We start from the raw sequence: 18,957 nt of genomic DNA on the forward strand, positions 1-18,957 counted from the left end.
GGCTGCCGCATGTCACTTCGGCTCATAACAGGGCGTTCCGGTAGCGGGAAGACGCGTCTCTGTTTGGATGAAATACGAGATAAGCTGCAACAAGAGCCGCTCGGCGCTCCACTTATGTTGCTTGTTCCGGAACAGGCAACCTTTCAAATGGAATATGCGATGGTTACAACGCCAGGGCTATCTGGCTTTATGCGGGCCCAAGTGCTGAGCTTCCGTAGGCTCGCCTTTCGAGTGATGCAGGAATCGGGTGGCTCAGCTGTCGTACCGATACATGATAATGGCAAAGCAATGCTTTTGCACAAAGTGCTGGAAGCCCGCAGAGAAAGCTTGCGATTATTTCGCGGTGGGAAGACGGAGTCTGGACTGATTACCCGAATTAATGATTTGTTTACAGAAATGAAAAGGTATGGGATCGACAGCAGTAAACTATCGCAGCAGGCAGAGGCAGCGGCTATTCGTGCCGTATCGAATAAGGGAGCTAATCTGCTGGCGGATAAGCTGCACGACTTGTCATTGATATACTCCGAAATGGAGCAGCAGCTGATTGGGCATTGGCTGGATGGGGAGGATATGCTGAGCTGGCTGGCAAAAGGCGCGGCGACTTCCTCCATTCTTGAAGGTGCAGAAATATGGCTGGATGGCTTTCATGGGTATACACCAAGCGAATATGCCGTTATTGAAGCTCTACTCAAAAAGGCGGATAGAGTGAGTGTTACCCTCTGTGTAGATCAGCCTTATGGAGCGGGTGAACGGCCTGATGAGCTAGATGTATTCCATCCAACGGCGGAGACATCGGCTCAATTATGTGAATTGGCACAATCCATCGGGGTAAAGCTGGATCCACCAGCGATTGTTAATCCTGAGGTCGCGCCACGTTTCGTAGAAAGCCCGATGCTTGCCTTCTTGGAGCGCAATTGGAGAAACAAGCGCAAGCGCTGGGAGGGCGATGCTGCGATTCTGCAGCCGGATGATCCTCTGTGCGGACTATCTTTGCATGCTGCGGTTAATCGCAGAGCTGAGGTGGAGGCAGTTGCCCGGAATATGCTTCACCGGGTGAGGGAGCAAGGGAAGCGTTGGCGTGATATGGCTTTATTCGTCCGGCGTATGGATGATTATGCGGATTTGTTAGCGACCGTATTCGGCGACTATGGGATTCCTTATTACTTGGACGGCAAATCGGGTGTCTCCCATCATCCCCTAGTGGAGTTTGTTCGCTCTGCACTAGAATGCGTGACAGGCGGGTGGAAGGCGGAGGCTGTATTTCGCTGTGCGAAGACAGATTTGCTCGGAACACCTGAGAGACGAGTTACCCGAGATGAAATCGACCGTTTGGAAAATTACACCTTAGCCGCTGGAATTGACGGTTGGCGCTGGCATGCCCCGCAAGCATGGTTTCCGCTTTATCGGGGAGACCTCGAGGATGAAGGTTCAGTGAACGCTGCTGATGCAGCTATGCAGAGCTTAATTGAAGTACGCGATGCATTACTGCTTCCACTATTGACGTTGGAAGAACGGATGAAGTCGGCACATACAGTCAGGGAGCTCTGTGAGAGTCTCTTTCTGTTTCTGGAGCAAACAGGTGCTGCTGACACCCTGGAAAGCTGGAGCGAAGAAGATCGTGTCGTTGGAAAGCCAGGAAGAATGGCGGTTCATCGGCCATTGTGGGATGGAATTATCAATCTATTAGATCAACTTGTTGAGCTGATGGGGGAGCAGTCCCCAGATATTCAATTGTTTGCTGGGATGGTCGATTCTGGCCTTGAAGAGCTAAAGCTTGGAGCAGTTCCACCATCGCTTGATGGAGTGCTGATAGGAAGTCCGGAGAGAACTCGCTCCGATCGTATTCAGATCGTGTATTTGCTCGGGGCAAATGACGGTGTAATGCCGATGCGCATATCTGAGAACGGATTGCTAGCTGAAGAGGAGCGTGACCGCTTGGTAGCGACGGGAATGTCAATGGCCCCCGGTTCGCGCCGACGTCTGTTGGACGAAGAGTTTTTGACTTATTTGACCTTGACGACAGCGTCCCACCATCTGTGGGTCAGCTACCCAGTTGCCGATGATGAAGGGCATGGGCTTCTCCCCTCGGAATGGATAGGCAAGCTTAAGAAGCGATTTCCTGGGATTACGATTCAATCCTTGGCCGCAGAACCATTGGAGACGCAATCAGAGGAGGAACAGTTAGATTTCGCTGTCCATCCAGGTAGAGCGATGACCCATTTGCTAACAAAGCTTCGTAGCTGGCGGCAAGGGGAAACCTTAACTTCGGGTTGGTGGTCCATCTACAATTGGTTAAGAGAGCAGCCGATCTGGAATAACCGGTTAACTTCTCTTGTATCCTCCTTGAAATATACGAACATAGAGAAACCGTTAGCTCCCGAAACAAGCCGACTGTTGTATGGGGAAAGACTATTAGCTAGCGTATCACGGATGGAACGCTTCATTGCTTGTCCATTCCAGCATTTCGCTGTTCATGGCTTGCGGCTACAGGAGCGTAGGTTGTTCCGAGTGGACTCGCCTGACATAGGGCAGTTATTTCATGCTGCCTTGCGTCAAACGACAGAGAAGCTGTTCGCTGAGGGTGTGGCAGGTATGGACGCAATGAGGTGGCAGATGGAAGCGGCCGCTGCGGTGGACAAGCTATTGCCCCGTGTCCAATCGCAGATTTTGTTGTCCTCGCACCGCCATCAAGTTATGGCTCGCAAGCTACGAGATATTGTTACGCAAGCATCGACTATTCTAGGTGAGCATGCTGCTTTATCGGCATTCAAGCCTGTAGGACTTGAGTTGAGCTTCGGGCCCAAAGGCTTGCTACCCGCCTTGTCTCTCCAACTAGATGATCAACGTTGGATGGACATCGCTGGTAAAATTGACCGAGTGGACGCAGCACAGTCCTCCTCGGGACTACTCTTGCGCATTATGGATTATAAATCTAGTGCAATGAAGCTCAAGCTCGACGAAGTGGCTCACGGCTTATCTCTGCAAATGCTTACCTATTTGGACGTTGTTGTGTCCCATGCCCCACATTGGCTTGGTCAAGCGGCCAAACCGGCAGGAGTGCTCTATTTTCATGTGCAGAACCCATTACTGAATACGCCTAACGGAATGCCGAAGGAAGAAGCACGTAACGCTTTGTTCCGCGAGTATCGCATGCAAGGGCTACTGTTATCCGACGGAGAATCCGTTAAGCTAATGGACGAATCTTTGAACCAAGCAAGTAAATCAGCGGTCATTCCGGTTGAATTCAAGAAGGATGGGACGTTCTCAGCGCGTTCTCAAGTTGCTAATCAGAGTGAGTGGGAAGTGTTGCGGGGCTCCGTGCGTTCGCAAATTCGCCGAATTGGCAAGCGGATTGTGGACGGGGACGTCGCGATCAGTCCTTATCGATTGGACAAGCGTAGTCCATGTACCTTTTGTGATTTTCGCCCGGTATGCCATTTCGATAGTCAAGTGGAGGGAAATACGTTTCATGCTTTAAGTAAATCCAGCAGTCGTGAGGAATTATGGCAACGGCTTGCAGACGGAGCGAAGTGTGGGGAGGAACTGAATTGAGGCCGAATAGAGTGTGGCCGGCCAAGCCGGAAAACAGTCGCTGGACGGATGAACAATGGGCAGCGATAACAGCTGATGGTTCCAATCTGCTTGTCGCTGCAGCTGCAGGCTCTGGTAAAACAGCTGTACTCGTCGAAAGAATTATATCGAGAATTGCGGATGAACAACGTCCATTGGATGTTGATGCCATGCTTGTGGCTACATTTACGAAAGCGGCTGCTGCGGAGATGAAGGAAAGAATTCGTCATGCGCTGGATGAAGCCTTGGAGAAAAATCCGGATTCAAGACATCTTAGTCGGCAGCTAGCGCTGCTACCTAGAGCGTCAGTAACAACTCTACATTCCTTCTGTCTGGAAATTGTAGAGCGATACGCCCCTCTGATAGAGCTAGATCCTGGCTTTCGAATGGCTAATGAGACAGAAGCTGAATTGCTACGAATGGATACGCTTGATGAGCTGTTCGAAGAGCGGTATGAGAGTGAAGGAGAAGCGGGTATGTTATCTTCCCTAGCTGACCGCTTCGGTGGGGAAAGAAGTGACGAGCCCCTACATCGACTTGTGCTTGAATTATTCGATTATGCAGGCAGCCATCCTTGGCCAGAATTTTGGCTTAAGCAGATGGCTGGAGAGTTTCAGCTCGCTCAAGCAGAAACACTTCCTCACTCGCTGTGGGTTAAGAGCTTGCGTGAGGATGCTGAGCTCCTACTCAAGGGCACCCTGCACCTGTTGCGAGGAGCGCTTCGCATTGCCCATGAACCAGGTGGTCCAGAGCCTTATATCGATACGCTATTTGCGGATATCGATGGCCTTGAAAGAGTTGCATACGCATTTGAAGCTGGGACTTGGGGGGATTGGCAAGCAGCAGTAGCGGACATTTCCTTCGGAAGACTTAAAGCCTGCAAGGGGGATGATTATGACCCCGCTTTAATCGAACGTGTCAAAGAGCTGAGAGATGCGGCTAAGAAAGCGGCAGGTCGTTTATCGGAGGAATGGCTTGTGCGGTCTCCCGAGCAATATGCGGCTGAGCTTCGTGATTTGGCTCCGGCTATGGAGCAGTTAGCTGAGCTGGCTGTGCAATTCGGAGAGCGCTACGAGCAGGCGAAGAGGGCGAAAGGCTTACTTGATTTCGGAGATCTGGAGCATTATGCCTTACGGATATTGCGAGATCCTTCTTCAACACCTGAACACAGCTCACCTTCAATGGCGGCGATCAACTTCAGCGAGCGCTTTGCAGAAATATACCTAGATGAGTATCAGGATACGAATGAGGTTCAAGAAGCGATCGTAGCACTCATTTCGAGAAAAGATCCAGGAAATGTGTTTATGGTCGGTGACGTGAAGCAAAGTATTTATCGATTTCGATTGGCTGAGCCAGGCTTGTTCTTAAGTAAATATAAAACCTATGAAGCATTCACTACATCCATGGATATGGCAACTACGACAGATATGCCAGACGCGATAGACACGGATGGATTGCGTATTGATTTGGCGAGAAACTTCCGGAGCCGTCGAGAAATCGTAAATGCGGTCAATCACGTATTTCATCTCATCATGCACGAACCGGTTGGAGAAATGGATTACGATGATCGTGCGGAGCTGATCTATGGCGACGGGTATCCCGACGATACTAGTGTTCCGAACCCGTATTCTGTGGAGTTGATTTTACTGGATTCTGCAGCTGTCACTAATACGACTGCGGGTGAGGAATCCCCAGATGTGACGGGTAAGGTAGGTTTTGAGGCCACGGAAGGTCATGACAGCGGCAACTCTCAATCAGAGGGACTGACCGAGGAAGTAGAGGATATCGAGAGCGCCCAGTTAGAAGCGAGGTGCATCGCTGCCGAAATTCGCAAGCTAATGGGAACCGATGGAGAAGCACAAGTTCCATTCGCGGTATATGATAGCAAAGCTAAGCTACATAGACCGGTTGGCTACCGAGATATTGTGATATTGCTCAGGGCGGTAACCGCGCTCGCACCTGCATTTCTAGACGAACTGAAGGCCGCTGGGATTCCTGCTTATGCAGATCTAGCAACGGGTTATTTTGCCGCGACAGAAGTGGACATTATGCTGTCGCTGTTATCGATTATCGACAACCCGCATCAGGACATTCCGTTGGCTGGAGTATTACGCTCACCGATCGGAGGCTTTACCGCGGAGCAGCTGGCACAAATCCGCCTAGCGCTTCGTAATGGCTCGTTCTGGGATGCTGTTAACGCAACAGTGGGAGATGACCAATCGTTCTCCACGCTAGAAGGTGGAGGCGTTAAGGATGACTTCAGACATTCTCTCCTGGCATTCGTACACAAGCTTGAACAGTGGCGCGACTTTGCTAGGAAGGAACCGCTAGGAGATTTGCTATGGATGTTATACCGCGAAACAGGATACTACGATTATGTAGGTGGCCTACCTGGCGGAGGACAGCGGCAAGCCAATCTACGAGCGCTCATTAATCGTGCGGTCCAATATGAACGGTCGTCCCGGTTCCGGGGGCTGTTTCGTTTTCTCCGTTTCCTCGGCCGGATGCGCGATACGGGCGCAGATTTGGGAGCTGCACGCGCACTTGGAGAAAGCGAGAATGTCGTACGAATTGTATCTATTCACCGTAGCAAAGGGCTCGAATTCCCCGTTGTTTTCGCTGCCGGGCTTGGGCGGAATTTCAATCGTAGAGACTTAAACGGAGCATTTCTTAAGCATAAGAAGCTCGGATTCGGACCAAGAGTATTAGAGAGTGAGTCAAGGGTGACTTACCCGACGCTTCCCCAACTTGCTATTCGTCGGAAGCTCGGAGCAGAGATGCTTGCAGAGGAAATGCGCGTGCTTTATGTTGCTCTTACTCGCCCTAAGGAGAAGCTATATCTGATAGGTGTAAGTAAAGATGCGACTAAGCAATGGGAGCAGTGGAGTGAGACTGCGGCAATGGGGGAAGGATCTCTACCTGCATTTTCTGTATCTGCAGCAAGGAAGTATCTAGATTGGTTAGGACCAGCTGCCGTATTAGCTAGCGAAATATCAGATCCGACCAAACGATGGTTGTCCCGAATCGTTCCGGCGATCACCTACACCCGCCAAGCGGCTGAAATACAGGAGGAGAAGCCTGATGAAGGCCAACGCTGGCATGCTGTTCTTAGCGGTGATAAGGTAGAGGGCATGACGAATCTCGAAGCCTCTGAACGAGTCGCTCGTATTTTGTCTTGGGAATATAGGGATACGGCTGCGACGCAGGTGGCGGCCAAAACCTCCATTACTTCTTTAAAAAATCGATTAGCGGCTGCCGAGGATATTCACTCGATATCCCCACAAATTCCGCTTGCATCCAATGAGTGGATGGAACGGTCTGTGGAGGAAGGATGGTCGGATGAAGAAGCTTCAACGGTTGCTCCAGCTTCAACTACAGCTTCTCCGGCAACGTTTAAACTAAGGCGTCCGCGGTTTATGTCGGCACGGCAGCTAACGCCTGCGGAACGAGGGACGGCATTCCATCTGGTCATGCAACATTTGCCTCTTCAAGAAGGAATCGCTGTAGAGCACATAGTAGGTTTACTTGATCGACTTGTGGAGAAGCACATTTTATCGCACGACCAGCGTCTTGGGGTAGACGCATCAATTGTAGCGGCTTTTTGCCAAACCCCTTTGTATTCACGGCTTCGTCAAGCTAGCCGACTGTGGAGGGAAATTCCCTTTACTTACGGGCTTGAAGCGGCGACCGTATATCCGGGTTTTGTCCAATCTTCTTCAGAGGAAACCGTCATTATTCAAGGCGTCATCGACTGCTTGTTCGCGGAGGATGACGGGCTCGTGCTTGTTGACTACAAGACGGATGAGCTTAAAGGAATCGATGCTCATGAAGCAGCGGAAAGACACCGATTTCAGGTGGAGAAATACAGTGAGGCTGTTCAGAGCATCTTGGGCACGGTGGTAAAGGAAGCATACGTCTATTTCTTTGATGGCGGACAAGCGGTACGTTTACTCTAAGCTAAGGATCAAGAAATCTGCGGTAAATTTAATAGTGGAAATGTAGGAGGATGAGATTAGGTCATGTCAGATAGCATTGTGAAGAAAAGGTCTTACACGATTCCCGTTTTGTTCATCATTATGGTCATTATGACGACGCTTATTATTATTTATTGTTCCAAATACCTGTTGTCACAGCAGGAGCATACAACGGATCAAGGACAACGACTAGCCGAACAATACAACTATGCCTTGGTTTTCGCAGGTAAGCTTCATGATGGTGCAGATCTCCTTCTCACCTCCAAATCACAGGCAGAAACGATTCGTGCTGCGAAAATGTTAGGGGAAGCCAATCTCGCATCTAGCGAGACGACAAGCCTATTCATTGAGGCGACACAATTAAAGTCCGGTCAAACGAAAGAAGATGCGAGCGCACGACTTCGTATAGCTATGAGTGCGATCGTTGGTCCAGATAATCAAATGTCTACAATAGGTGAGCATGAAGGCTCACTCACACAAGAGGAGATAGCTCAACTAACTCTTGTGCGTGATGGTGCTGCGCAAATGCAGCAAGCTCTGAATGGCTTTCGCCCACCCTCTAGTGAAGATGGCTTTCGTCAAATGGTAAGGCTAGGGAACTGGGTAGAGTTTGCAAAGGGAGCGAGCCTATCTCTTGAGCAGTTAGCAGCTAAACTCTAGGCTGGAGGCGCCCATTTATTTTTTTCTCAAAGTAGCCATTCGCCCAAGGCGGCATATGATGAAGGAGAAGGCAGGCGCCCAAGGAGGGAATGCTCATGGAAAAAAGTAAAACTCAACCGGTTGTACAGCATGTGCCGAAACATGAAACTCAGCCGGTCACCCCACCCGTCACTCAGCCAGTAGCCGTAGCTCACCCTATGCATAAACCGGCACACAAGCCAACAGCCCACAAAGTGACTAAAACATTATGCGAATCTCATATGTATCGATATGTGGAAGTACAGGCTGCCGATGGGTATTGTTATGATGGAATCGTAGAGCATGTGGATGATGAATGGGTATGTCTCGCGGTTCCAGGCTCTGTAGACCCGATGCGTGGCTTTTTTCCGCAACCGCCATTATATCCCCCAGTTGGTCCTTTTTATCCTTATCGTCCAAGGCGGTTTAATCGTCTTGTATTGCCTCTTGCCGGTCTTGCGGCAATTTCCTTGCTCCCCTATTATTGGTGAGCACTTTATCTATAGCAAGGGCCTGCAGCGACGCTGCAGGCCCTTGCTATAGGGGGACAGTTGGACGAAGCTAGAGGGAATAAGTTATGATGGAGTCAAATGACTCTAAGGGGTGCGTACGTTGTCGGACTGCTTATTTTGTAAAATTGTCGAAGGAACAATTCCTGCGCGCAAAGTATATGAGGATGATCAAGTTGTTGCTTTCCATGATATCCAGCCTCAAGCGCCTGTCCATCTGCTAGTTATACCCAAGAAGCATATTGCTACAATGAATGATTGCGAGGCAGAGGATGCCGCTTTATTAGGACATTTATTATTATCCGCAAAACAAATCGCTAAAGAGGCTAATCTGGAAGAAACGGGATATCGACTTGTAAACAATTGTGGTCATGATGGCGGACAGGTCGTATTTCATATTCATTGGCATATTCTTGGTGGTGAAAAGTTAGCTGCACTTAACCCGTCATAACTTCCACATTATGTATAAATGAGCATTTTGAGAAGTAGAGGAAAATGTTAACGCGCATTTCATCGTAAATTTTCGCTTGCGGTAAGTTGACACTCCCTTTCCTCTTCACATATAATAAAGTTTGATAACCGTGTTGGGTCTGTTGCGGAGGGAGGGAAAACAGGTGGCCGAAACAAAAGTACGAAAGAATGAAACAATCGACGCTGCACTCCGCCGCTTTAAGCGTTCCATTGCCAAAGATGGCGTTCTCGCGGAAGTGAAGAAACGTAAACATTACGAGAAACCGAGCGTTAAACGGAAGTTGAAATCCGAAGCCGCGCGTAAACGGAAGTTCTAGGGAGGAATCCGCATTTATGAATCTTGCGGAACGTTTGAACGAAGACATGAAGCTAGCGATGAAGAGTGGGGAGAAATTCCGTCTTCAGACAATTCGCATGGTTCGTGCATCGATCAAAAACCAAGAAATCGAGCTGCGTCGACCGCTTGAAGATAACGAATTGCTTAATATAATGAGCCGTGAACTCAAGCAGCGCCGCGATTCCCTCCAAGACTTCGAAAGAGGTGGACGGGAAGATCTCGTAAGCAATGTCAAAGCAGAAATTGAGATCATCTCTGAATATCTTCCACGACAGCTTACGGAAGAAGAAGTCAAAGCCATTGTTGTACAGACCATGCAAGAAACCGGTGCTTCTTCTAAAGCCGACCTGGGGAAATTGATGGGCGCTTTAATGCCCAAGGTGAAGGGAATTGCTGACGGTAAGCTCGTCAATGCAATCGTCCAACAATCTCTGCAATAATTCTGATGTGAACGACTAGCACTTCCTTTACGGAAGTGCTTTTTGCTTAATATGCGCGTTTTTTGTTGTGAATTTACCACAAACATGAAACTATAGTTGGAAAATACCGTATTATTCTTAGGCTTGAAAACTGCGATGGGAGGAAGGGGCTTGAATTCAATGATTCCAAACCGCCAACGTTATCAGGGTTGGAGGACTGCATTAAGGCTTTTTCCATTACTAATGTTAATCTGTATCCCCTTGTTTAGTATGGCAATCGATAGTGCCCGTGCGGCGGAGAGCTCGTCTGCAGGCTCAGTGTATGTCGTTCCCGTACAACAGACTGTAGAAAGTGGGCTTTATTCCTTTCTAGATCGCGCTTTAACGGAAGCGGAAGAGGCGAAAGCGTCTCTGGTGGTCCTTGATATTGACACGCCGGGAGGCAAGCTGAAAACCGCTGAAGACATTGGAAAGCGGATACGTGAGGCTAAAGTACCGACAGTTGCTTTCGTCAGCGGTAAAGCAGCTTCTGCAGGTGCATACATTGCCCTGAACGCAGGAGATATCGCGATGGCTCCGGGATCTACAATAGGAGCGGCCATGATCGTGGACGCACAAGGGAATGCCATCGAAAATCCGAAGCTCGTCTCTTTCTGGAGTGAGGAGATGAAATCGGTTGCGGAGATGAATGGGCGCGATCCGTATATCGCAATCGGGATGGTCGATCCAAGTCGACTCATCGAGCTTAAAGCGATTGGTGAGACGAAAGCAATCGGTCAGATTATTTCCTTAAGTGCGGAAAAGGCGCTGAAGGTTGGTTACTCCGATAAGAATGTGAAATCGGTAGATGAGGTTATTGCATGGAAAGGGTTGTCCGATCGGACGGTTGTAGATTTCCAGCCTTCAATTGCCGAACGAATATCCGCAGCAGTAACCAGCTCTGGAATAGGTATTTTGCTTCTGATTATTGGGATTGCGGGCATTGCAATTGAATTGCTTGTACCCGGCTTCGGTATACCAGGAGTTATTGGACTTATCGCATTTGGTCTATATTTCTTCGGTCAATCGATTGCTGGCTTTGCTGGAATGGAAGCGCTGGTCATCTTCCTGATCGGAATCGCACTTCTCATATTAGAAGTATTCATTCCAAGCTTCGGAATTCTAGGAATTCTTGGAGTTGCGTCCTTAATCACTGGAATCACGATGGGAGCTTACGATACGGGCAACGCGCTGCAATCGCTTGGTATCGCGGTACTCGTAGCGGCAGTTATCGTCAGTGTATTCGTCTATATTTTCCGCAAGCGGGGCATTTGGAATCGATTTATTCTAAGTGAGCAGCTGACAACGGACAAGGGTTATGTGCCACAGGAATCCCGTGAGAAATGGATCGGTCAAGAAGGAATAACGACCTCTCTGCTTCGTCCATCTGGCATGGGGGAATTCAATGGGCAACGACTTGATATTATTACGTCTGGGGAATTTATTGAGCAAGGAACGCGCGTAAAAGTAGTATCCGTAGATGGAACTCGCATCCTAGTGAAGGAAGTTTAGAAAACGATAACGCAATCAATAATAAAACAATAACCTATCGGAGGTACAAAATGGATACAGTAGACATTCAGCTTCTTGTCATTATCGCGGTTGTGATCGTAGTGTTATCGGTGTTTTTGAGCTTCTTCCCGTTTATGCTGTGGGTTTCAGCGTGGGCTGCAGGCGTTCGAATCAGTATCATTACTCTAGTTGCAATGAGGTTACGTCGAGTTGTGCCAGGTCGGATCGTGAATCCGCTCATTAAGGCATCCAAAGCAGGGCTTGGTCTAAATATTAATCAGTTGGAAAGTCACTTCCTTGCCGGTGGTAATGTTGACCGCGTTGTTAATGCCCTTATTGCTGCGCAACGTGCAGATATTCCCCTCGTATTTGAGCGGGCTGCTGCCATCGATCTCGCTGGACGTGATGTATTACAGGCTGTGCAAATGAGCGTAAATCCTAAAGTTATCGAGACACCAGTCGTATCTGCAGTTGCTAAGAACGGGATTGAAGTTAAAGTTAAAGCACGGGTAACGGTGCGTGCTAATATTGATCGACTCGTCGGGGGTGCTGGTGAGGAGACTATTCTCGCGCGTGTTGCCGAAGGGATTGTTAGTACGAACGGTGCTTCAGAATCTCATAAGGACGTTCTGGAACATCCAGACCGCATCTCCAAAACTGTTCTTAGCAAAGGCTTGGACGCAGGTACTGCGTTTGAAATTTTGTCCATTGATATTGCGGACGTTGATGTAGGGAAAAATATTGGCGCCCATCTCCAAACTGAGCAAGCGGAAGCTGACAAGCGGATTGCACAAGCGAAAGCGGAAGAACGTCGTGCGATGGCTGTTGCCCATGAGCAAGAGATGAAAGCACGCGTCGTTGAGATGCAAGCTAAAGTTGTAGAAGCAGAGTCTACTGTACCGCTTGCTATGGCGGAGGCATTAAGATCAGGCAAGCTTGGGGTCATGGATTATATGAACTTGAAAAATATTGAAGCGGATACCCAAATGAGGGGTTCCATTGGCAAAGATGGCGACGGACCTAAAAAGTCTTGATCTGCCAAAGAAGACGTTTAAGCAAGGAGGATGAAATGTGGAAAAGTTGATTTCATTCATTACGGGTAACTTTTATATCGTATTCGTAATCGTTGGAATTATATATTCACTGTTTTTCCGCAAATCCCCTCTGGAGCAACGTCCAAATCGGACGCCTGACTTCGGAGGTGGCAATCAGCAGCGTTCTAGGCCTTCTGCGGAGGTTGAACCTCTAAGTACTCCAGTTTCTCGTTCTGAGCCTTTAGAGCTTAACGAGGACCCGTATGCGGCCCATCAGCACGATGAGCTGCCAGTAGTGAAGCAGAGACCTGCTCGATTGGTGGAATCTCTTCAGCAGGAATCAAAGCCGGAGGAGCACTCTTCTCCTGTGTTTACTAAGAATGATTTAACTCGTGCGGTCGTATGGGCGGAAATTCTTGGTCCTCCGCGGGCGCGTCGACCCTATCGACGCTAAGTAACAGCATCACAATATTGAAAGCGAGTCCTTCGGGGCTCGCTTTTTTCGTTTTATCCCAATATGTTCAATCGTTCAAGCTTTCCAAAGAGCTTGACCCTGCTTCGCTTCATAAAGAGCGTCTATTGCGCATATGTTTACCGTATAGGAGGGAGGACCGCCCAATGATGCGTGTAAGTCGGAAGCTGCGCAAATGGACTGCCACAATTCTTGACCTGCCGCAGGATGTGGTGCTGGACTTGCCGCGCATCACGATGATCGGGGGCCTTCAATTAACGGTGGAAAATCATCGTGGAATTCTCCATTTCACACCGCAAAACCTGCGACTGGCAATGGATAACGGTGAAATGGAAGTGACGGGCCAAGATTTGATTATCCGGAATATCGGTGCAGAGGAAGTATTCGTAGAAGGGAAAATAACGGGTGTCCAGCTGCATTTGAAAGGGAAGCCATCCAACAACTGACGCCAAGCAAAAATAGGGAATGACTGATGTTCTAGTCCGTTTTTTGATAAGAAAAACGGACTTTCGTTTTCTGAAAGGACAAGCGCTAAGCTAGGGGGAGAGTTAGAATGAAAGGAACTTGGGTAGCAAATCTGCGCGGTTATGTTTGGGTCAAGCTCATTGGAGGAAAATCGGAGCAATTTCTTAATGCTGCAACTAGAGAGCGAATCGAGCTATGGAATATATCATTCACACCGGCGAGTGAGCTGATCTTCGGAATATCCATTCCAGATTTCTTTCGTCTTCGTCCTTTGCTGCGGGAGAGCGGAAGCAAGACACGGATTATTTCTCGTCATGGTCTGCCATTTCGTATGGCGAGGCTATCACGAAGGAAAACTTTTGCCGGAGGAATGATTGCGTTTGTGGTAGCGCTATTTATTCTCTCAACGCTAGTGTGGGACGTCCGTATCGAAGGCAACTCAGCTATTCCGGAAGAGAAAATACGCCAAGCGGCAAGAGCAGAAGGCATATTTGATTTCCAATGGTCATTCCGGATGGGCAACGCGGCATCCTTATCTCAGCGCTTAGCGTTACAGCTGCCTGATGCTGCGTGGGTGGGGGTAGATAAACAGGGTACATCCATTACAATTACAGTGATTGATTCTACTAAGCCAGAAAAAAAGGTGTTAGAAGGTCCGCGAAATTTGGTCGCCAAAGCGGATGCGGTTATTACTCGTGTCATTGCCGAGAATGGACGTCCGAAGGTGGAACGCAATGACCGTGTACGCAAAGGAGATATTCTAATCTCCGGTATACTAGGGAATGAACAGCATAGCAAGGCTGTCGTATCGAAAGGGAAGGTTATGGGCCTTGTATGGCATGAATATCGTATTGCTTCTCCTTTAGTGACAAAAACAAAAAATATAACGGGAGTATCTCAAGAACGTTCGTATTTATTATTGGGTAATCGCGCACTTCAATTATCTGGTTATCGCGGGTTAACCTTCGAAAGCTCGCAAATTCGGACCACAATACATAAGGCGCAATTTTGGAAGAGGCTGTTACCGTTTGGAACGATGAAGGAGCATGAGCTCGAGGTCATCGAAATTGAGAAACGGCTTACTCCAGAGGAAGCTAAGATAACGGGCCTAGAACAGGCTCGTGCTGAATTGCTAGCCAAATCTGGGAAGGATGCAACCATTAGAGCGGAAAACATTTTGCATGAACATACTGAGAATGGTAAAGTATTGTTAACTGTTCTATTTGAAGTGGAACAATCTATCGAGGTTGAGCGTCCTATATTATAAAAGCTTATCGATTAGGGGGAATGAGTCTTTTTGACTGAACTGAAACAATATACGACGATCCCGTTACGCAATGCAGCTGAAGGATTAGCACTGTTCGGTCCACAGGACAAGTTCCTGCGTCTAATCGAGAAGGAATGTGTGTCAGTCATTCATTCAAGAGAAGCGGAGATTCATATTGAAGGACCAGCGGAGGAAGTACGTTCCTTGCAGCAGTTGTTCGATACCCTTATTCAACTCATTCAGGGTGGGCTGCAGCTGAACGAACGCGATGTCCGTTATGCGCTGGAATTGTCGCGTGAGATGAAGGCGGATGAGCTTCTTACTTTGTTCAAGGGCGAAATTACTTCGACCTTTCGAGGAAAAGGAGTCATTCCAAAAACTCTCGGACAGCGGCATTACGTAACTACGATAAGGAAAAAAGATATCGTTTTTGGAATTGGACCTGCGGGTACAGGTAAGACGTATTTGGCAGTCATGTGTGCAGTTGCAGCCCTAAAGGCAGGTAGTGTCAAACGGATTCTCTTAACGCGTCCTGCGGTCGAAGCGGGAGAAAGCCTTGGATTCCTACCAGGTGACTTGCAGGAGAAGGTAGATCCCTACTTACGCCCTTTGTATGATGCATTAAATGATGCTCTCGGCTTGGAAGGTGTAGCGAAAGCCATGGAGCGCGGACAAATTGAAATCGCGCCACTTGCTTATATGCGGGGAAGAACGCTTGACGATTCCTTTGTTATCTTGGATGAAGCACAGAATACGACTCCTGAGCAGATGAAAATGTTCCTGACGCGATTAGGCTTTGGATCGCGGATGGTCATTACGGGTGATGTAACCCAGATTGATCTTCCAAAAGGCAAAAAGTCCGGATTAATCGAAGCTGAACGTATTTTACGTGAGATTGAGGATATCGGAATGGTCTATTTCACAGATCAGGATGTCGTCAGACATGCTCTTGTACAAAAAATAATTATCGCTTACAGCATGAATAGCGAACAATAACCATACGGGAGGGGAGTGCCGGATGAGTCGGAACAATAGCGGCCAGCCAAGCAATCCGCTTACCTTAACTGGGGCAGCGGCAGGGTGGAAGCACAGCGCAGCGATGCGCTGGCTCCTGCTTCTGCTTTTTGTATTTTTGTTTTACTTCAGCATTGCACCTAGGCTTGTTCCAGAAACCTACGACATTACGTTGAATGGTAAAAGCGACAAGGATATTAAAGCTCCCCGTCAGGAGCTAGACGAAAAGGCAACCTTGAAGGCGCAGGAGGCAGCGGCGGACGAGGTCGGCCCGATTTACTCCATCGTGGCACTTAAGAATGAAGTGCTCATCAACGAAATATTTGCGAGGATTGAAGAACTGAATCTGGATGACCAGATTACAGAAGCGGATAAGGTTGATATTTTCCGTCGGGTCATTCCTGAACGCGTCAAGCAATATGTATTGAATTTCGTAGCGACGAATAGAGGCTCGGAAACCTATTCAGCCGGACTGCTTGCAGAGATGGAAGAGGTTGTATTATCACAAATCTATTCCATTCCGGAGGAAACCTTCTACAAGATGCCGCGTTTAACTTCGGATCAATTGTCCGAAATGCGGTTGGTCGGATGGGATGTTGTACGTAAGCTAACAAGCGAATCATTAACAAAGGCAGAGACAGCAAGAACGAAAGTTGCTGAACTCGTGAATGCAAGCGCACTCTCCTTGAAGACGGAACGAGAAATCGTGCAGGAATTGGCTCGTTTGGCTATTCTACCGAATAAGTTTTACGACAAGAAGGGCACGGAAGACGCTAAGGTTGAAGCAAAGCAGAATACGTCTCCCGTTCTCATTAAGCAGGGAGATATCATTGTAAAAGCTGGACAACCTATTACGCAAGATATCTATGAAAAGCTGGATTCCTTAGGACTCCTGCAGGAGCGTAAAAACTATTTGCCGCAATTAGGCGTTCTGCTATTCGCAGTCATTTTCACACTGGCTTTGTACGGTTATGGTGAACTGACCTCTGCCACCTCTGGTGAGCAGAAACGGAACAATGTTCATTGGCTTATGATGCTGCTTATATTTGCATTGAACATTATGTTCATGCATCTTGTTGCCTTAACCTATAGTTCCGATTGGCCATTCGTTGGATATTTGGCTCCGATAGCTATGGGAAGTATGCTTGTGACGTTGCTTCTAGATATCCATCTCGGACTCGTTAGCTCATTTCTATTTACACTGCTAGGGAGCATCATCCTTAATGTGGAGCAGGAGCATGTATTCGACTTTCATTACGGGTTCGTGGCAGCAGTCGTATCCTTTACAGCTGTGCTGGCCATCCATCAAGCGAGTCATCGATCTTCCATATTGAAGGCGGGGATCATGGTTAGCCTATTCGGCTCTGTGGCTGTAATCGCATTAATGCTCGTTGATCCTGAGCCTAGCAGAACTCAGCTGATCCAATCCGTAATCTTCATGTTCTCAAGCGGATTACTCACTGCAGTACTAGTTATCGGTCTAATGCCGTTCTTCGAGGTAACCTTCGGCATATTGTCTGCGCTTAAGCTCGTAGAACTGTCTAACCCGAACCATCCTTTACTTCGGAAGCTTTTAACCGAAACTCCAGGTACGTATCATCATAGCTTGATGGTCGGTAATTTATCGGAGGCAGCGGCAGAGTCAGTAGGAGCAAATGGGCTATTATGTCGCGTCGGTTCTTTCTATCATGATGTGGGCAAGACGAAAAGACCCCTTTACTTTATCGAGAACCAGGGTGCTGCCGGCAACCCACACGACAAGCTTGATCCGAAGGTGAGCGCGTCCATCATTATCGCGCATGCTAAGGATGGTGCAGATATGCTGAAGCTGCACAAGCTGCCAAAGCCGATTCGGGACATTGCTGAGCAGCATCACGGTAAGACGTTCCTTAAGTATTTTTATTACAAAGCTGTTAAGCAATCGCAAGAGCAAGGGGAAGAGAACGAATGGACAGAGGATGATTTCCGTTATCCAGGGCCTAAAGCACAGTCGAAGGAAGCGGCCATCGTTGGAATCGCTGACTGTGTGGAAGCAGCGGTTCGTTCGCTAGATCATCCGAAGGTAGAACAAATCGAAGATATGATCCGGAAAATTATTAAAGATCGCATGGATGACCAACAATTTAATGAATGCGATTTGACATTGAGGGAATTAGATAAGATTGCTCAAACTCTTAAAGAAACGGTCATAGGGATGTTCCATTCTCGGATTGAGTATCCCGACGATAATGAGCTTAAAAAAATGAAGGAAGTAAAGGAGATCAAAGAATGACACTTAGCTTGGAGTGGATTGACGAGCGTGATGGCGGCGCGGGTGCTCGCGAAGAAAAATGGATGGATGTATTAGAAAAGCTTCTGCACATAGCAGGTGAAAAGGAAGAAGTGCCAGATGGTATCGTCACGCTGACATTAACAGATGATGCGGGCATACAGGAGCTTAATCGGCAATATCGCGGTTTGGACAAGCCTACGGACGTCCTGAGCTTTTCTTTAATCGAGGGTGAAGAGCCGGACATTCATTATAACGATGAATACGAGGCTTCGGAAGAAGGCGACGAGGGCTGGAAGGACGAAGAGAAGCTGGGTAACCCTTTCTCTGATTTGCTAGGAGATATCGTTATCTCTGTTCCTAGGGCCGAAGCTCAAGCAGAGGAATATGGCCATAGCTTTGAGCGCGAGCTGGGATTTCTGTTTGTACATGGGTTTCTTCATCTCCTTGGATACGATCATGGGGATGAGGAGCAGGAGAAAGAGATGTTTAGTAAACAGGAAGCTGTGTTGAAAGAGGCAGGGCTCATTCGATGAGCAGCTGGCGTTCGCGCGAGACCCGATCGTTTCGTCATGCGATAGCGGGAATTACGAGTACGCTGCGAAGCGAACGTCATATGCAGTTTCATTTGGTAGCTACTCTCATTGTTATTGCCCTAGCGATTTGGTTAAAGGTGACGCGCTTAGAGTGGCTTTGGTTGCTTGCTGCGATTACAGGGGTATGGGTGTCGGAGCTGATGAATACAGCCATCGAACGTACGGTAGACTTAGTTTCACCAGGCATTCATCCCTTAGCTAAGACTGCAAAGGATGCTGCCGCAGGGGCGGTGCTAGTCGCGTCGTTGTTTGCAGCAGCAGTCGGAGTCATAGTACTCGGCCCCCTATTGTGGGAAGCTTGTTTTCAATAGACCATAGACATGTGCTGGAC

Annotated in this window: 16 protein-coding genes; all 16 read left to right on the plus strand. The window is 48.3% G+C overall.

The annotated features are described in order from the left end of the window. Window positions 1–9: 9 nt before the first annotated feature. The 16 genes from addB to M1K58_RS17865 all read left to right on the plus strand — a co-directional run bounded on the left by addB (window position 10) and on the right by M1K58_RS17865 (window position 18,937). Window positions 10–3,552 carry a helicase-exonuclease AddAB subunit AddB gene (gene addB / locus M1K58_RS17790; protein WP_256760181.1) on the plus strand — a complete coding sequence of 1,181 codons (3,543 nt, stop codon included), beginning with the start codon at window positions 10–12 and terminating at the stop codon, window positions 3,550–3,552. Next, window positions 3,549–7,526 (plus strand): UvrD-helicase domain-containing protein, encoded by a 3,978-nt coding sequence (locus tag M1K58_RS17795; RefSeq protein ID WP_256760182.1) that lies wholly within the window; start codon window positions 3,549–3,551, stop codon window positions 7,524–7,526. Before addB ends, M1K58_RS17795 begins: the two co-directional genes overlap by 4 nt. 63 nt (window positions 7,527–7,589) lie before the next feature. After that, window positions 7,590–8,204, plus strand: coding sequence for a hypothetical protein (locus M1K58_RS17800; protein ID WP_256760183.1), 615 nt, complete (start codon window positions 7,590–7,592; stop codon window positions 8,202–8,204). Between the two features lie 197 nt (window positions 8,205–8,401). After that, on the plus strand, window positions 8,402–8,713 hold the full coding sequence (locus M1K58_RS17805; RefSeq protein WP_256760345.1) for a hypothetical protein: 312 nt from the start codon (window positions 8,402–8,404) through the stop codon (window positions 8,711–8,713). Window positions 8,714–8,834: 121 nt separating this feature from the next. After that, a complete protein-coding gene (locus M1K58_RS17810; RefSeq protein ID WP_256760184.1) occupies window positions 8,835–9,182 on the plus strand; it encodes a histidine triad nucleotide-binding protein in 348 nt (115 codons plus the stop codon). Between the two features lie 163 nt (window positions 9,183–9,345). Further along, a complete protein-coding gene (rpsU, locus tag M1K58_RS17815; protein WP_115990702.1) occupies window positions 9,346–9,519 on the plus strand; it encodes a 30S ribosomal protein S21 in 174 nt (57 codons plus the stop codon). A gap of 16 nt (window positions 9,520–9,535) precedes the next feature. Next, window positions 9,536–9,979 (plus strand): GatB/YqeY domain-containing protein, encoded by a 444-nt coding sequence (locus tag M1K58_RS17820; RefSeq protein ID WP_256760185.1) that lies wholly within the window; start codon window positions 9,536–9,538, stop codon window positions 9,977–9,979. Window positions 9,980–10,138: 159 nt separating this feature from the next. Continuing rightward, complete coding sequence (locus M1K58_RS17825; protein ID WP_256760346.1) at window positions 10,139–11,509, plus strand: NfeD family protein; 1,371 nt, start codon at window positions 10,139–10,141, stop codon at window positions 11,507–11,509. A gap of 50 nt (window positions 11,510–11,559) precedes the next feature. Continuing rightward, a complete protein-coding gene (floA, locus tag M1K58_RS17830; protein ID WP_256760186.1) occupies window positions 11,560–12,543 on the plus strand; it encodes a flotillin-like protein FloA in 984 nt (327 codons plus the stop codon). A 37-nt stretch (window positions 12,544–12,580) separates the two neighbouring features. Continuing rightward, window positions 12,581–12,997 carry a hypothetical protein gene (locus M1K58_RS17835; protein WP_256760187.1) on the plus strand — a complete coding sequence of 139 codons (417 nt, stop codon included), beginning with the start codon at window positions 12,581–12,583 and terminating at the stop codon, window positions 12,995–12,997. A gap of 164 nt (window positions 12,998–13,161) precedes the next feature. Then, window positions 13,162–13,461: a sporulation protein YqfC gene (gene yqfC / locus M1K58_RS17840; RefSeq protein WP_256760188.1), complete on the plus strand. Its 300-nt coding sequence runs from the start codon at window positions 13,162–13,164 to the stop codon at window positions 13,459–13,461. Between the two features lie 107 nt (window positions 13,462–13,568). Next, window positions 13,569–14,747, plus strand: a complete 1,179-nt coding sequence (gene yqfD, locus M1K58_RS17845) for a sporulation protein YqfD (protein WP_256760189.1) — start codon at window positions 13,569–13,571, stop codon at window positions 14,745–14,747. A 39-nt stretch (window positions 14,748–14,786) separates the two neighbouring features. Continuing rightward, window positions 14,787–15,743 carry a PhoH family protein gene (locus M1K58_RS17850; RefSeq protein ID WP_372339183.1) on the plus strand — a complete coding sequence of 319 codons (957 nt, stop codon included), beginning with the start codon at window positions 14,787–14,789 and terminating at the stop codon, window positions 15,741–15,743. 22 nt (window positions 15,744–15,765) lie between these two features. Continuing rightward, a complete protein-coding gene (locus M1K58_RS17855) occupies window positions 15,766–18,033 on the plus strand; it encodes an HD family phosphohydrolase (RefSeq protein WP_256760191.1) in 2,268 nt (755 codons plus the stop codon). Beyond that, the gene (gene ybeY, locus M1K58_RS17860) at window positions 18,030–18,566 is read left to right on the plus strand and encodes an rRNA maturation RNase YbeY (protein ID WP_256760192.1); all 537 of its coding nucleotides are present in this window, start codon (window positions 18,030–18,032) and stop codon (window positions 18,564–18,566) included. The genes M1K58_RS17855 and ybeY overlap by 4 nt, the downstream gene beginning before the upstream one ends. Beyond that, window positions 18,563–18,937 carry a diacylglycerol kinase family protein gene (locus M1K58_RS17865; RefSeq protein ID WP_256760193.1) on the plus strand — a complete coding sequence of 125 codons (375 nt, stop codon included), beginning with the start codon at window positions 18,563–18,565 and terminating at the stop codon, window positions 18,935–18,937. Before ybeY ends, M1K58_RS17865 begins: the two co-directional genes overlap by 4 nt. Window positions 18,938–18,957 lie beyond the last annotated feature (20 nt).

The sequence above is a fragment of the Cohnella sp. WQ 127256 genome (genome assembly GCF_024519285.1).
GTDB lineage: Bacteria > Bacillota > Bacilli > Paenibacillales > Paenibacillaceae > Cohnella.